The organism is Geomonas edaphica, assembly GCF_004917075.1.
Taxonomy (GTDB): Bacteria; Desulfobacterota; Desulfuromonadia; order Geobacterales; family Geobacteraceae; genus Geomonas; species Geomonas edaphica.
This window is the reverse complement of the sequence record NZ_SSYB01000004.1, coordinates 1,133,810-1,148,776: the sequence shown is the minus strand read 5'-3', so window position 1 is coordinate 1,148,776 and position 14,967 is coordinate 1,133,810. Positions and strand designations below refer to the sequence as shown.

14 protein-coding genes are annotated in these 14,967 nt (G+C 61.1%); 5 read left to right on the top strand and 9 right to left on the bottom strand.

Features of this window, described 5'->3' with window-relative positions; all coding sequences use genetic code 11:
* Positions 1 to 90 precede the first annotated feature (90 nt).
* Complete coding sequence (locus tag E8K79_RS15775; protein WP_136515527.1) at positions 91 to 315, bottom strand: hypothetical protein; 225 nt, start codon at positions 313 to 315, stop codon at positions 91 to 93.
* Between the two features lie 166 nt (positions 316 to 481).
* On the opposite strand from E8K79_RS15775, the gene mobF reads away from it, so the two are divergent.
* From mobF to E8K79_RS15760, 3 genes are all read left to right on the top strand, one after another.
* A complete protein-coding gene (gene mobF / locus E8K79_RS15770) occupies positions 482 to 3,667 on the top strand; it encodes a MobF family relaxase (protein WP_162604683.1) in 3,186 nt (1,061 codons plus the stop codon).
* 279 nt (positions 3,668 to 3,946) lie between these two features.
* Positions 3,947 to 4,306, top strand: coding sequence for a hypothetical protein (locus tag E8K79_RS15765; protein ID WP_136515525.1), 360 nt, complete (start codon positions 3,947 to 3,949; stop codon positions 4,304 to 4,306).
* Positions 4,303 to 4,905, top strand: coding sequence for a hypothetical protein (locus E8K79_RS15760; RefSeq protein ID WP_136515524.1), 603 nt, complete (start codon positions 4,303 to 4,305; stop codon positions 4,903 to 4,905). Before E8K79_RS15765 ends, E8K79_RS15760 begins: the two co-directional genes overlap by 4 nt.
* A gap of 159 nt (positions 4,906 to 5,064) precedes the next feature.
* Here E8K79_RS15760 and E8K79_RS15755 read toward each other — a convergent pair whose 3' ends face one another.
* Positions 5,065 to 5,700 carry a hypothetical protein gene (locus E8K79_RS15755; RefSeq protein WP_198419831.1) on the bottom strand — a complete coding sequence of 212 codons (636 nt, stop codon included), beginning with the start codon at positions 5,698 to 5,700 and terminating at the stop codon, positions 5,065 to 5,067.
* The gene (locus E8K79_RS15750) at positions 5,697 to 6,038 is read right to left on the bottom strand and encodes a helix-turn-helix domain-containing protein (RefSeq protein WP_129128091.1); all 342 of its coding nucleotides are present in this window, start codon (positions 6,036 to 6,038) and stop codon (positions 5,697 to 5,699) included. Before E8K79_RS15750 ends, E8K79_RS15755 begins: the two co-directional genes overlap by 4 nt.
* Before the next feature lie 485 nt (positions 6,039 to 6,523).
* On the opposite strand from E8K79_RS15750, the gene E8K79_RS15745 reads away from it, so the two are divergent.
* The gene (locus E8K79_RS15745; protein WP_136515523.1) at positions 6,524 to 6,727 is read left to right on the top strand and encodes a helix-turn-helix transcriptional regulator; all 204 of its coding nucleotides are present in this window, start codon (positions 6,524 to 6,526) and stop codon (positions 6,725 to 6,727) included.
* Positions 6,728 to 6,873: 146 nt separating this feature from the next.
* On the opposite strand, the gene E8K79_RS15740 is transcribed toward E8K79_RS15745, so the two are convergent.
* The 3 genes from E8K79_RS15740 to E8K79_RS15730 all read right to left on the bottom strand — a co-directional run bounded on the left by E8K79_RS15740 (position 6,874) and on the right by E8K79_RS15730 (position 8,748).
* Positions 6,874 to 7,149 (bottom strand): helix-turn-helix domain-containing protein, encoded by a 276-nt coding sequence (locus tag E8K79_RS15740; protein WP_246043841.1) that lies wholly within the window; start codon positions 7,147 to 7,149, stop codon positions 6,874 to 6,876.
* A 578-nt stretch (positions 7,150 to 7,727) separates the two neighbouring features.
* Positions 7,728 to 8,036, bottom strand: a complete 309-nt coding sequence (locus tag E8K79_RS15735) for an AzlD family protein (RefSeq protein ID WP_136515521.1) — start codon at positions 8,034 to 8,036, stop codon at positions 7,728 to 7,730.
* On the bottom strand, positions 8,020 to 8,748 hold the full coding sequence (locus E8K79_RS15730) for an AzlC family ABC transporter permease (RefSeq protein WP_136515520.1): 729 nt from the start codon (positions 8,746 to 8,748) through the stop codon (positions 8,020 to 8,022). The genes E8K79_RS15735 and E8K79_RS15730 overlap by 17 nt, the downstream gene beginning before the upstream one ends.
* 294 nt (positions 8,749 to 9,042) lie before the next feature.
* On the opposite strand from E8K79_RS15730, the gene E8K79_RS15720 reads away from it, so the two are divergent.
* The gene (locus E8K79_RS15720) at positions 9,043 to 12,027 is read left to right on the top strand and encodes an MASE3 domain-containing protein (RefSeq protein WP_246043840.1); all 2,985 of its coding nucleotides are present in this window, start codon (positions 9,043 to 9,045) and stop codon (positions 12,025 to 12,027) included.
* A gap of 91 nt (positions 12,028 to 12,118) precedes the next feature.
* On the opposite strand, the gene bfr is transcribed toward E8K79_RS15720, so the two are convergent.
* The 3 genes from bfr to gabT all read right to left on the bottom strand — a co-directional run bounded on the left by bfr (position 12,119) and on the right by gabT (position 14,850).
* A complete protein-coding gene (gene bfr, locus E8K79_RS15715; protein WP_135868649.1) occupies positions 12,119 to 12,586 on the bottom strand; it encodes a bacterioferritin in 468 nt (155 codons plus the stop codon).
* Between the two features lie 244 nt (positions 12,587 to 12,830).
* On the bottom strand, positions 12,831 to 13,313 hold the full coding sequence (locus E8K79_RS15710) for an NUDIX hydrolase (RefSeq protein ID WP_136515519.1): 483 nt from the start codon (positions 13,311 to 13,313) through the stop codon (positions 12,831 to 12,833).
* 226 nt (positions 13,314 to 13,539) lie between these two features.
* The gene (gene gabT / locus E8K79_RS15705; RefSeq protein ID WP_136515518.1) at positions 13,540 to 14,850 is read right to left on the bottom strand and encodes a 4-aminobutyrate--2-oxoglutarate transaminase; all 1,311 of its coding nucleotides are present in this window, start codon (positions 14,848 to 14,850) and stop codon (positions 13,540 to 13,542) included.
* Between the last annotated feature and the right edge of the window lie 117 nt (positions 14,851 to 14,967).

Sequence of the window (14,967 nt, the reverse complement as noted above, 5' to 3'; positions counted from 1 at the left end):
CAGCATGACAGTCTGCTGAAGGGCATCTTGCGCCTGAAGCTCTCCTGGGTGAATCATTTTCCCCTCCCTCTGATGTAAGGGGGGTACTTTTCAATTACCACAGGGGGGTATTTTTACACCATCGCTGACATCCTCCTCGCGGAAGCGGGAACGGGGACGCCAGGGCTTTTCCTCCACCACGATTTCCACCGTCTTTAGCCTCACGCCGCGCTCCGCGTCGTAACGATACCGGACGTAGAGCAGCGATTCCCCATATGTTTCCACCAGGCGCTTGGTCCCCCTCTGGCCCGGCTTGAGATTCAGGCGCGATTTCATACCATCCCCCTGGCAGGCGCAGCATATCAGCAAGGTTAATGAATAACAATAAGAAACCGCTCTTACTGATGACGTTGGAATACTGATATTTTTTGTTAAAGTACGCCAATGGATTGTAGCGCTTTGGAGCGAATATCATAGCCTTTCGCTGACCGGAGAGATGACCATGATGTCGATATCACCGGGGATGGCTGCGGGACAGGCGGGCGGGTACTTCTCCAGGGAGGACTACTACCTGCGGGGAATCGAGAATGAGGGTAGGAGCCACTGGTTTGGCCGGGGGGCCAGGGCACTCGGACTCGAGGGCCCGGTCACGGAGGAGTCGTTCCGTGCCTTGTGTCGTGGGGAGAACCCCGAGGGAGACCGGATCGTCGCCCCCAAGCTGACGCGGGACCGGGAGAGCGTTTTGCTCGTCGAGACGCACCGGGCCGGCAACGACCTCACCTTCTCCGCGCCGAAATCCATCTCCATCGCCTATGCAGCGGGGGTGAACGGGGTCAGGGAGGCGCACGACGCGGCCGTTTGCTCGGTCCTCTCACACCTTGAGGAGCATTACTCCCATTACCGCAGCCCAGAGGGGATCAGGTGCGGTGACATGGTGGCGGCAAAGTTCGATCACGCCACCTCCAGAAACGTGGACCCGCAGCTGCACTCCCACGTTTTCGTGGTGAACGCGGTGCACGTCGGGGACGGGAGCTGGAGGGCGAACGAGCCGAGGGCCATCTTCCAGGACCAGAAGTCCCTGGGGCTCTTGTATCGGCAGGAGCTCGCCCGTGAGCTTTCGGCGCGTGGCTTCGAGGTTGAGGTGCGGGACCGCTCTCAGATGTTCATTGAGTTGAAGGGGATCGACCCGCTTCTCATCGATCACTTCTCCTCCAGGCGTCAAGCCATCGAGGAGCAGGTGGAACTCTGGAGGGCCGAGGGGAGGTTCACCGAGGTGCCCCATGCCCGACTCTACGAGATGGCGGCGCTGGAGAGCCGGGACCCGAAGCGGAGCATCACGAAAGAGGAGGTGACCCGGATCTTCGAGCGAGGCTTCGAGGAGTGCAGCACCTCTTTCGCCCAGGTGAGGCGGGATCTGGAACGGGGCAGAGAGATTGCGGTCTCCCGCTCCATTACCGACGCCTCGCATGTGGTGGAACTGGCGGTCCGGGATCTCACCGAGCGCGAGGCGGTGCTGGATCGGGCGCGACTTCTCGACCAGACAGTGCTCATCTCCGGGGGGGAGCATTCCGTTGCCGAGCTGAACCTAGCTATCGACGGCGGGACTCCCGGCGTGCAGCGTCTCGGGCATGACGCGAGAGGACGGGAGTTCTACACCACGCGGGAGATGCTGGTACTGGAATCCCGAAACCTGGAGAGGATCAGGGAGTTTCCTCCCTTCGAGAGCCTCGCGCGCGTCCCGGAGGTCGAGGCGTATCTGGAACATTGGCAGGAGAGGGAGGGCGTCCGGCTGACGGCCGGACAGAAAACCGAGGTTCTCCAGGAACTGACCGGGAGACGCGGCGTCGCCCTCACCATCGGGGACCCGGGGACCGCGAAGACCTCCACGCTGGCGATCGTCGAGGGGTTCACCGAGGAGGTGCTGCGCCCCGAAGGGAGGGAGCATCTCTCCTTCAACCTCTCCCACACCGGGAAGGCGGCCCGCGAGTTGTCCCTCGCCACCGGGAAGCCCGCCCTCACCCTCGACAGTTTCGAAAACGAGAATCCGGCTTCCAAATTCGCCCTACAGAGGGCGAACGGGGAGCCGCCCATGGTAGTGGTCGCGGGTGAAAAATTTCTCATCCCGCAGGGGCGGGAAGCGCAGGTTGTGCTCCGGGTGGACGAGGCGGGCTTTCTCGGGGCGAGGCAGGCGGAGCACCTCCTGGACGTGGCCGAGGCGCTTAGGCAAAGCGGCGTCCAGGTGAAGCTCCATCTTCTGGGCGATTCGAAACAGATGCAGGGGATCCAGGCGGGGGACCTGCTGCGCCAGGTGCGGGAACTGGGCCTCAAAGAGGAAGTCGACTACGCGCACCTGACCGAGATTCTCAGGCAGCGCGACCCGGGGCTTCTGGAGATCGCCAGGGGGCTGAACCGGGAGGACCGCGAGCTTGCCGTGAACGCGAGGGAGGCGCTCCGCTCCCTGGAAAAGCGCCAGGGGGTGCTGCAGATCGCCGACCCCTCTGAGCTGCGCCGCGCCGCAGTGGAGCACTACCTGGAGGAGAGCCGGAAGCTTTCGCGCATGCCCGAGCGGGCGGCGGCGGGAGAGAGGCAGCAGGTGCTCCTCGTGACGACGACCAACGATGCCCGCAGGGATCTGAACCTCGAGATACGCCGGGCACGGGTCACCGGGCGCGAGATCGATGAGGGGCGGAATTTTCCGGTGCTCACACCGGTGCGCCAGGGGGTCACCGTCGAGGGGTATCAGCTCGGGGACACGCTGCACTTTTCCGGTGAGCGTGCCGAGGACGGCCGGACCGTCGCCTGGGGAGCGCGGCTGCACGCGGAGGGGAAGGTGGTCGGGCTCGACCGTGAGCTGAACATGGTCCGGGTCAACCTGTCCTTCGAGACCCTGGACCGGCAACGGCGCAAGGTGGTGCGGGAGGTGACGAAGGAGTTCTCCGCTGCAGAGCTCCCGGGACGGACCACGCTTTTACGCGAGGAGGAGCGGAGCTTCTCGGTCGGGGACCGGATCGTCGCGCTGAAAAACGACCGAAGGCTCGGGGTGCAAAACGGCTCGCTCGGGGTGGTGCGGGAGATCGACGGCACGCGGATGCGGGTCGACCTGGAGGGGCGCGAGGTGACGCTCGACCTGACGACGTACCGGCACCTCGACCACGCCTACGCGGTCACCATACAGAAGAGCCAGGGGGCGACCGTGGAGCACTCCATCCTGTACGCGCCGGTGCAGCCGAAAAAGGGGATGGAACTTGTGCCGGGAGACGGGCACGGCGAGAGCTACGGGCGGATGAGCTACAACGCGCTGAACGTCGCCGTCACCCGGGCACGTTTCGGGACCCGCGTCTTCACCAACTCCATCGATGATCTCGAGCGGTCAGTGGAATCGGTCGACGGCAAGAGTTCGACGCTTGGGAAAGCGAGGGAACCGGTGCGGGAGATCACGCACGCGCAGCAAAGGGGCAGCACCGAACCGGCGCACGATCTGCAAAGGAGCATCGGTGAGCTGGAGCGGGTCATGCTGAAGCGGGGGGAAGGGGTGCGCAGGGCTCCGTCGCTTGAGCATGTCATTCCGCTGGTACGTGCTCCGGGACTCAAAATTCCGGAGCAGGTGCTGCAGATCCGTGGAGTGCAGAAGGTGGTGGACCGGCAGCTGGAGAAAGCTCTGCCGAAGCTTCCCGGCCTGGGGCTTTAAGATCTGAACGCCGGGACGTCCACGGTGAAGCTGCGGCACCTTTTCCTTCGTGCCGGCGGCGGTCAGGCGGGCCTCGCTTCGCTCGGCTGATTTTTCTTTCACACCTCACGCAGCCCTTCGGGCTGCACCAGCCGTCCGCCTCGCGAAATCCCCTGGATTTTCGCGCCGGACGGCGTGGGACGTTCTGGCGCCAGAATCGGTGAAACCGCATGTAAACCCGAGCGCTTGCGTGGCACCACGCCGTCCGCCGCTGTCCGTCGCACTAAGGAGGTTCCAAAGATGGCGAAAACCAGCGTCCGTTTGTCGCCGGAGATGTGCAAAAAGCTCGAGAACGAAGCCCGCAGACGAAGCGAGGTCGAGGGGGAAACGGTGACGGTTTCCGAGCTGATCCGGGCCTGCATCGGAGAGAAATTCCCCCTGCTCTGCGCCAAGGCGAGGAGCGAACGCGACGGATTTTGCGAGCTGCAGGAGACGGTGGCGGGCCTCGGAAAACGAGCGGAAACCCTCGAGGCGGGCATCGATTCCCTGGTTAAAACCCTCCGCGAAATTCTGCCGTTGTTGGCGACCAGGGAGCAGGTCGACGCCCTAACCGATGCGATCGCGGCGGTGCTGAGCGCGAGCAGGGAGAGACGGCCATGAGCAACGATCCGAAGTCCCCAAAGGATAAACTGCTGCAGGCATCGGGCCTCAAGAAGCCCGCAAACGAGCAGGAGGAACTGCTCCGGCTGCGCAACGAAATGGTCGGACGTATCGACGCCCTTGTGCAACGGGGGGAACAAGCCGACAAAGGCGCACAGGAAACGCGGCGCCTCATGGAGCAGATGCTCAAGCGCCTGGAACTCTTTTGCGAGGAAAAGCTCCCCGCGCATGTGATCAACGTGATCGAAACGGTTGCGGAACGAAAGCTGAGTTCCGCGCTGAGACCGCTAGAGCGGAGCGTGCAGGAGGCTGAGCAGCGGATCGACTATTGCGACCACCAGCTGACCAACATCTCGTGGAACTGGCGCCTCCTTGCCGGTCCGCTGATCGTCGGACTCTTCACCGCCCTCATCGGCGCGGGGATGGTTCGCTGCACCCATATAGAGGCGATGGACGATGCGAGGGAGTACGAACTATTCGGGCGCAAGGTCAAGAAGGTGATCGCGGGGTACGGTGCCGAGGAGCAGCGAAAGATCTACGATTGGATCAACGGGGTGCCGCAGCCGCCACCCAGGAAGGAGGCCAAAAAGAGGCGCTGATTGTTGGACCAAAGCAGCCGGCCGGAAAGCGCCGGCAGCTTTAACCGGTCCCAGCCCGTGCTACGGGAGGCGCTTCCGCTCACGCTGCACCGCCCCCTCCGCACCGGCTTTTTTTACGGTGGGGCGAGCCCGGCATCCGCTTTTGTGTGGATTTTCGCCTCAACGCCCGAGTCTCTTGATCCTCTCCTTGACCATTTGGTCAGTTGCGAGTTCGACGATAGCGCTCTCGTCGAACTCCCAGCGGCTCTGTACCTTTTTTGCCAGGTTGTGGAAGAGCCGGTAACGCTCCTTCTGCCCCTCGCTTTTGACGGACCAGCGCTCCACCTCCCTGAAGTTCACCGGCTGTGAGGCCACCACCAGGAGCGCTTGGTAGAGGGCCTGGGCGTCATCCCAAGCGTAGAATTTTGCCAAGCGGTCCTTAACACAGTCGGTCGGGCTGAGCATCCTTATTCTCCCGGACGGGGTCTCCCACTCGACCGGAGCCTTGGCCAGCTCGTTGCCGACCATCACCGGCCCGGGGGGAAATTCCAGGTAGACCGGGGTGCTTTCATTCTTGAAGTAGCGGTCCCTTTCGCTGAAGAAACCGATCTCTGCCAGGGCGCGCTGGATGCCGGGGCGGTCACGGTAGCTGTCTATAAAGTCGAGGTCGTCCGAATGGTATTTGTTCTCGGAATAGACGGACACGCAGCCGCCCCCGGACATTACGGCGGTGATGCGGTGTCGGCGCAGTGCCTCGGAAACCTCTGCCGCGATCTCCTCGGGAGTGGCCTCACTGAAGTCGGTGCGGTGGGTCATAGCGTCTTTCCTTTCCTGCGCGGAGCGCCCCGGTAAATGAACAGGCGCTCGCGCTCCTCGGGGGGATAGCACTTGGCCACGTCCTGCAAAAGGAGTTGCAGGGAACCGGAATATGGGCAACGCGGGCTGAACTCATAGACGCGCAGGTTTCCCTGCTGTCCCTCGACCAGGATACCGTCTTTCTCCAGCACTTCAGCCGCGTTTTGCAGCGCGCTACGGCTCAGTTCAGGGAAGAATGCCGCCATCTCCGAAACGTACGCTTTTCCCCTTGCGAAGACGAACATGAGAACGCACTCCTTTGCCTTCGAGCCCAGCAGTCCGCTAAGATAGTACACCATAGTGCTGCTCTCCTCCGGTTGACACTTCGCCATATTACTAAAAACTAGTAATTGATTATCATATTTTAGTTACTATGCCAATCCCTTTTACGGCGCGAGATTTGAACAGTGAACATCAGCGTTTGATTATCCCTCCATCCTACAGAGGATTGACGAATAGATTGACGACAAATATGGTTTATCCACAGGCATGCCATGCAATTAGCTCGTGGAATTAGGTGGTTGACCAAACTGCTGATTGCCGCCAAGATTGACGCCCCATTGTTCGCCTCCCTGTGTTGACCGCCATCAGCACGCTCACATCACCCCAACCCCAAAGTTCGAATATTGAACAGCAGCCAGCGCAGACCCTGACCAGCCTGGTGTTCCAATGACCAGCTGAAGCACGTGAAATCGGACAGTTGGCTCTGGCATGTTCCATGCCTGAAGATTGGAGGATTCAAATCAAGGACGGGTCCTGAGCGTGGCCCGAGAGGAGGAAGCTTATGAGCCGACTGATGACGGAGCAGGAAACGGCCCAGATGGTTGGGATGTCGGTGCACTGGCTGCGCAGAAAGCGCTGGGAGGGGGGCGGTATCCCGTTCATAAAGATGGCCCAGCACGGTGCGGTGCGTTACCAGGAGGAGGCGGTGCGGCAGTACATCGATGCACATTTTCGCACCAGCACGAGTGACCCCGGCAGGAGGTGAAACCAGGTTAGCAGCGGACCGCCCACAGGCGGGCGGTCCGCCCCGACTGCCGTATCCCTAATCTCGCCGCGCCGGGTCACGATGACAGGGTGCGCCACGTGCAGGATCTCCTGAACCATCCGGGGGCTGTTCCAGGTGGTGCGGTCTTACTGTTCCTTGAAGGGGTCGGCGCTTCTGGGGAAGACGTATAACTCGAGCCCCATCTTGTACAGCACCTGGAGTGCTTTACCCAGTTCCGCCGTTTCCTTCCCGTTCTCCAGTTGGGAAAGGAACTTGGTCCCGACCCCGGTCATTCCTGCGGCGGTTTCCTGCCGCATCCCGATTTCCTTGCGCTTGCTGCGTATGGCCTGCCCGAGGTCCTTTGCGCTGACGACCCTGCCGTAGATTGCCTCACCGCCCCTTGTCTTTTGTTCTTGGTCCACGCTTCCCTCCGTTTTCCGTACGGACACATTACACCTGATCTCGCGGGGAAGCCATCCAGAAATTACCGTACGGACATATTCAGCAGGCTTGTCTTGAGGTTCAGACATGTCAATTCGTACCTTTGGTAGTGGAGAGGAGTTCCTCAAAGCGGGAGGTCCGGGAGAAGAGACCTTGGGTGAAGGGTGGCTGGTAAAGAACTGGCTGCAGCCCTATACTGAGGTGTAGCGGTGCAATCCGCCATACACCTACCGGAAGATGAGACAAAATGAAGCAGAATCAGGGGTGAGTTCTTTAACTTATAATTAACTTTCTTTAATTTTATTCGTACCCATATCGTACCCATTACAGATAAGCTACTAATTTTATTGAAGTTGCCTTAAACTTCCTTTACAAGACGGTGAAGATTTAGGACTGGAGAAGGCTTTCCTTACGGAGGGCTGCCTACGAGAACGAATGACACAAGCCCGACTTGTGGCGCGGGTAGCAACAAAGGAAAAACCATAAGGACGTGACGGAGGAGTAGGCGAAGGTCGGTGTTTCACAAGAGAAACGGCATCAATTGCCGTTACGGACGGGCTCAACTGAACCTTCGCGCGAGGAAGATGACCAGCATGCCACAGAGCATGGCGGCTAGCGTGTTGCGGGAGCGCAGCACCACCAGCGCCGTTACAGCGGCTGCGATGAGGCCCCACGCCCCCTCGGCGACGATGGAGGGCAATACCAGGGAGAACAATAGCGCGCCGGGAAGGGCGTCCATGCCTTTGCGGAAACGCCCGGAGCGCGGAAAACGCGAGGCGAGCAGCAGCCCACCCAGACGCAGCGAGTAAGTAACCGCGGCTGCAAGCGCCACCGCTATAATGACCTGAGTTTCAATAGCCGGCTGCATTCTCTTCCCCCTCTACTTCACCATCGACCTCGGCCTCGCACGGCCCGATCATCGCGCTCAACGCACCGGCAAGCCCGCCTGCCACGATGTACCATTTTCCCGGCAGGAAGTGATGGGTAAGCAGGGCGGCGCCCCCAGCGACAACCCATGGTATGACGTCGCTCTTCCCGCGCCACACACCGACCGCCAGCGCGGTGAACACCGCGGTGAAGGCGAAGTCCAGGGCATAATCTTCGGGCCTCGTGATGAAGCCTCCCCCGAGCAGGCCGATGAGCGTGCCGCTGCTCCAGGCCATGTACAGAAATACCCCACCGCCAAAGAGAAACCAGGTGCTGGCACTGCCGCGACGCTGCTCGGACATGGTCACCGCCCAGTTCTCGTCCGCGACCAGATGCATCATCCCAATCTTGTGCAGGAGCCTCTTGCCCGAGAAAAGCGGGTCCAGCGAGGCGCCAATCAACAGGTAGCGCAGGTTGATCACGAGCACGGCGAGGGTCATCTCGAATATGGGCATATGGCTCGACCACATGTCCACCATGACGAACTGGGCGGCGCCGGCGAAGACGGCGGTGTTCATGTACATCATGTCGAGCCAACTCAGCCCCTTTTGCGAGGCGAGCACCCCCAGCACGCTGCCATAGGCCATGGCGCTCGCGGCGACAGGCACATTGGCCCTCGCCCCTCTTATGAACTCGGGCTTTCTCTGTTTCATATTCCCACCTTAAAGGCTCATGCGCCTCGTTAAACTCTATATACCGCGTCGATACTACCATAGCCAAACTGTCGTCAATAGGCACAAATACAACATTAAATCGAGCCTTACTGTATTGCCCCTTAAACTTCGAGACATGAGCCCATGGATAATACTCCAGATGGAATTTAAATGTACGCAAAAACCTAAAAAAGCCTTTGACTGTCCTTATGAGAAAGTGATAAGTTCTCAATCGTTATCGCGGGTTCTGAACGAGTCCCAAAGAAATCTCGCTGCAAGAGGTTAGGAGGAGACGTGGGCGGTGTGGCCACCGGCAACGAGATGCAACGGACTGAAACGCAGGTCGTTTCCTTTGTCACGTTCGCGCTCGCTGTCCTGATCCTCTACATCTGCAGTCTGTACTCATATCTGCTGTTCCACACCTTGGTGGAACTCTTCTGCACCATCGTCACCATGGGTGTCTTTTTCATCGCCTGGAACTCTCGTAGATTTCTGGACAACCACTACTTCCTTTTCCTCGCCCTTGCCTTCTCCACCTCATCGGTCCTGCAGCTTCTACACACCTTCTCTTTCAAGGGCCTTGGCATCTTCATCGGATATGACGCCAACCTCCCCACGCAGCTTTGGATAGCCTCTCGCTACGTGGTCAGCCTCTCTTTTCTTGCCGCTCCACTCTTCATAGTCCGAAAACTCCACCTGCAGGCAGCCCTCTCGGCCTTCGTAACCGCGACCGTCCTCCTCGTCTTCGCCATATTCTCTGGAAACTTTCCCGACTGCTTCATCGAAGGGAGCGGGCTCACACCGTTCAAGATCTACAGCGAGTACCTGATCATCTCCATTTTGCTTGCTGCAGCCGCCCTGCTTTACAGGAACAAGCAACGTTTCGACAGCCACGTGTTCCGGGCACTTTTCGTCGCCGTGCTCAGCGGCGCCACCGCCGACCTCGCCTTCACGAAGTACCTGAGTGTCTACGGGCAGGCTAACCTCGTCGGGCACCTACTCCTCTTTCTCTCCTCCTTCATGATCTACCAGGCCATCGTGTCGACCGGGTTGAAGCAGCCCGCCGCGCTCCTGTTCCGTAGCCTCGAGCAGAGCGAACAGGCCCTGAAGCGCAGCGAGGCACAACTGCAAGCCGCCCTGGAGCAGCGCACCAAGGAGCTGGTCGAGAAAGAGGAGCTGTACGCCGAGTTGCAGCGCGAGTCTGCTGTGCGCAAGGAGGCGGAGGAAGCACTCAGGGGACGCGAGGAACAGTTCCGGCGCGCCATCGAGGATGCCCCGATCCCGGTGGTGATGCTGACCCAGCAGGGAGAGGTGCTCCAGGTAAGCTGGAGCTGGGTCGAGCTCACCGGCTACGGTCGCGCCGAGATGACGAGCTTCGACGCATGGCTTATACAGCATGTGGCGCCCCCGGCCGCCCAGGCCGTGCAGGCGCAGATGCAGGACATCTTCAGCGGCGCGAGACAGAGCTTCTACGCCGATTTCCCCATACGGACCCGCGCAGGGCGCTCGCGACACTGGACCTTCAGCGCCTCGGTGCTGCAGGGCAGGCGCCCGCTGGCGGTCTGCATGGGCGTCGATATCACCGAACGCGAGGAAAGCGAGGCCGCCTTGAAGCGAAGCAACCAGCGCCTCGACCTTCTCGCGGCATCGGCCAGCCGGCTGCTGCAAAGCGGCGCACCGCAACAACTGGCTGACGAGCTCTGTCGCGAGGTCATGAATTTCCTCGGTTGCGACGTCTTTTTCAATTATCTGCTGGACGAGACCGAAGGCATCCTGAAGCTGAACGCTTGCGCGGGCATCAGCGAGGAACGGGCGACCGAGATCCGGCGTCTGGATCTGGGGGTAGCGGTCTGCGGGTGCGCGGCACGGGATGCCTGCAGGATCGTCGCCGAGAACATCCAGGAGACGCCGGACCCGCGCACGAAGCTGGTAAAGTCCCTCGGGGTCCGCGCGTACGCTTGCCACCCGCTGTTGTCACAGGGACGGGTGCTGGGGACGCTCTCCTTCGGCACGCGCAGCAGAAACAGTTTCAATGACGACGAACTCTCCCTCATGAAGGCGGTAGCCGACCAGGTATCCATCGCCATGCAACGGCACCTGATGGAGGAGAGCCTGCGCCAGGCGAAGCAGGTGGCCGAGACGGCCAGCCATACCAAGAGCAGGTTCGTAGCTAACATGAGCCATGAGCTGCGCACGCCGATGACCGGCGTGCTCGGGATGCTGGACCTCGCCCTGCAGACGTCGGACGACACCGAGAGGACCGAATATATCGAGACCGCCCAGCGCTCCGCCGGATCCCTGTTGCGGATCCTGAACGACGTGCTCGATCTCGCCAAGGTCGAGGCGGGGAAATTCTCGCTGGACCCGAAACCGTTCGCCCTGCGCGCCTGCCTCTCCCAGACCGTGGAGATCGTCATGCCGGAGGTGCGGCGCAAGGGGCTCGAGCTCGCCCTGCAGGTCGATGAGCAGTTGCCGGATCACGTGCTGGGCGACCAGGTCCGGCTGCGCCAGGTGCTGACAAACCTCGTCGGCAACGCCGTAAAGTTCACCGAACGCGGCGGCGTCCAGATCGCGCTGCGCAGCGGAGCGCGCGCCCCGGACGGGTCCATCGAAGTCGGCTTCTCGGTGCGTGACACGGGCATCGGCATACCGGAGGAGAAACGGCACCTCCTTTTCAGCTCTTTCAGCCAGCTTGATGACTCAGACACCCGAAGCCACGGGGGGACCGGACTGGGGCTTGCCATCAGCAAGGAGATCATCGAGCGGATGGGAGGAAGCATCTTCCTGGAAAGCGAGGGAGGCAAAGGGAGCTGCTTTTCCTTCTCCGTGCGCCTGGGCGTGGCCCAAAGGGCAGCGGAGGCGGTCACTCCGGCAGTCGCACCTGCTTCTTTCTCACCGGGCATGGGCAAGGGACGCCGGCTGCTGGTCGCCGAGGACGACCCCACCATCCGGCAGGTGCTGGGGACGATGCTGGCCAGAATAGGTTACGAGATAGAGTTCGCGGAGGACGGCATCCAGGCCGTGGCGCGGTGGCAGGAAGCCTCGTTCGACATGGTGATCATGGACGTCCAGATGCCGCGGGTGAACGGGTTCGAGGCGACGCGCAGCATACGCGAGATCGAGGCTGGGCGCGACGGTAGGATCCCAATCCTCGCCATGACCGCCCACGCCATGAAAGACGACGAGCAGCGCTGCATCGCGGCAGGGATGGATGACTACATATCGAAGCCGATCGATTTCAGGGAGTGCCTGAACAAAATTCACGCGCTCCTGGGATGATCGGGGAGCAGCGGCGCTCCCCTTTCCCTTCTCCATCCCCTACTCGCGTTGCGGCGCCAACCTGCAGCGCCGACGTCCGAGGCGACACTTTTCAGTCGATCTGCTCCGTCAGGTAGTTCTGGATTCCCATCTGCTTGATCTGGTCCAGCTGGGCCTCCAGAAGGTCGATGTGCTCTTCCTCGTCGTGCAGTATCGACTCCAGGAGCTCACGGGTCCCGTTGTCGCCGAGCTCGACGCAGAGCCTGATGCTCTCGTTGTACCCCTTGATGGCCCCCTCCTCTGCCTGCCTGTCGTTCTCGTGCATCACGGGAACCTCGGCACCTATGTGCATTTTGTTGTAGTTGCTCACGATGGGGATGCCGTCCAGGAACAGGATGCGGGCGATCAGCTTCTCCGCATGCTTCATCTCGTCGATGGAGCGCTTGCGGATCATGCCGTGCAGTTTCTCGTAATTCCAGTTTTCACACATCTCAGCATGAACGAAGTACTGGTTGATTGCGGTGAGTTCCTCTGCCAGACGCGCGTTCAGCGTGGCAATCACTTTCTCATGTCCTTTCATTTAACACCTCCCCGTAGTTAGCCTGTCAAACGCCCCAAATGCTTTCGCTGTGACTTTTGCCTGAACAATTGAAACAGGGGTTTTCAAACTGTCAAATGAGCTGCTGAGTGTGGGAGCGCACTCTGTGACTGTGGCTGTGACTGCGGGGTGTGAACTGCAGACTGCGGAGTGCGGGATCATGCATGGAGGGAGTGACTGGGCCGACGATAGCACAGCCGGATTTTGCAGGCGGCGGGGGCCTGTCTTACGGGGTGGGGTCGGGCCAGGCGAGCAGGTCGCGCTCAAGGTGTAACTGGTAGGGTTTTAACGAGTAGGACCGGTAGCTGACCCTGCCGTCGTAATACAGCAAGGCCTCCAACCGCTGTCTCATGGTGGGACTCACCACCATTTCGAGGGCGGTTTCCTCGGAAACCCAGACGGCTTCCTCGCTGTCGTCGGTCGGGTTCAGCTCCCCGCTAAGGTAGCGCCCCAGAAAACCGAAGATGAGCACGGAGCTGGGCGAGACCATTGACCACATGGCGGCTAGCGGACCGATCTCGGCGTTCACCCCCGCCTCCTCCGCCACCTCACGCTTCGCGGCATCAACGAGGTTCTCGCTCTCTTCGACGTGCCCCTGGGGAATCTCCCAGCCACGCCTATAGTGGCGGATCAGCAGGACCTGGTTCTCGGCGTTGCGGACCAGACAACCAACTATCACCGTGTGCCGCGGCTCGCTCTTCCCGGTCATGCGCCACCTCCTTCCTTACCTTTGACTGCCTCGCACACTATGCCATTTGCAACGCGGCCTTGGCAAGGGCCCAACTCACCAACATCACCGGCCTAGCCATGTTCCGCCCGCGGTAGAAGCCTATGCACCACCATAAAAAACGACAACGGCAGTGCCTGTGCACCTCTTCTCCCAACGATGAGATGCCGGACACTGCCGTTGCCGTATTGTTGCCGCCGCAGTTGCGTTAGATCTCTGCGTTCACCTCTGCCAGGGACTCCTCGAGGATGGCGAGGCCGCGTTCCAGCTGCTCGTCGGTGATAACGAGCGGCATCAGCAGACGGACCACGTTGCCGAGGGCGCCGCAGGAGAGGATGACGAGCCCCTTGTCGAAGCAGAGCTTGACCAGTTTCTTCGCCAGGTCGCCGGCCGGGGCCTTGGTATTGCGGTCGCGCACGAGCTCGAGGGCGAGCATGGGCCCTTTGCCGCGCACCTCGCCGATGATCTCGTACTGCTCCTGCATCTTCGCGAAACGCTCCTGCAGCTGATCGCCGAGCTTCACGGAACGCTCGAGCAGGCCGTCTTTGAGGAAGATGTCGAGAACCGCAAGGGCCGCGGCGCAGGAGAGCGGGTTGCCGCCGTAGGTGCCGCCCAGGCCGCCTGCATGCGGCAGGCTCATGATCTCGGAGCGGCCGGTCACCGCGGAGAGCGGCATCCCGCCGGCGAGGCTCTTGGCGGTGGTGATGATGTCGGGCTCGATACCCCAGTGATCGATGGCGAAGAGCTTGCCGGTACGCCCCATGCCGCTCTGGATCTCGTCGATGATGAGCAGGATGCCGTGCTTCTTGCAGATCCCCTGCACGATCTCGAAGTACTCCTTCGGCGGGGTGACGAAGCCGCCCTCACCCTGGATCGGTTCGATGATCACCGCCGCGGTCTGCTCGGCGGCCACGTAGCCGGTGAAGAACTCGTCGAGCTTGTGCGCGCAGGCGCACTGGCAGCTCGGGTAGGTCTCACCGTAGGGGCAGCGGTAGCAGTAGGCGGAGGGGATGCGGTAGCTCTCCGGCGCGAAGGGACCGAAACCGTATTTGTAGGGTTTCACCTTGGAGGTGAGGGTCATGGTCATCAGAGTGCGGCCGTGGAAGCCGTTCTCAAGAGAGATGATTCCGGGACGCTTGGTCACGTAGCGGGCGATCTTGATGGCGTTCTCGACCGCCTCGGCGCCGGAGTTGGCCAGCATGGTCTTCTTCTCGGAGCTGCCGGGAGCGAGCTCGTTCAGACGCTTAGCGAGCTCGACGTACCCCTGGTAGGGCGCGACATGGAAACAGGTGTGGATGAACTTCTCCGCCTGCTCCTGGATCGCCTTAACGACCTTGGGGTGGCTGTGCCCCACGTTGTTGACGCCGATCCCCCCGGCGAAATCGATCAGGTCTCGCCCATCGACGTCGGTCATGATGGCCCCCTGGGCCTTGGCGATGAAGGCGTTGCTCAAAAGCGCGACCCCTCCTGGAACATGTTGGTTGCGTAACTCCATCAGTTGTTCGTTACCAGCGGTCATGGATACAGCTCCTTTGCCTAGTATTTGTGACTGCCGGGGTCGCTCGATGAGGACTCCGGCCCACGTGGCGGATCGGCACGGACGGCGTACGACGGCGTCGTCGGAATATCCCCCACT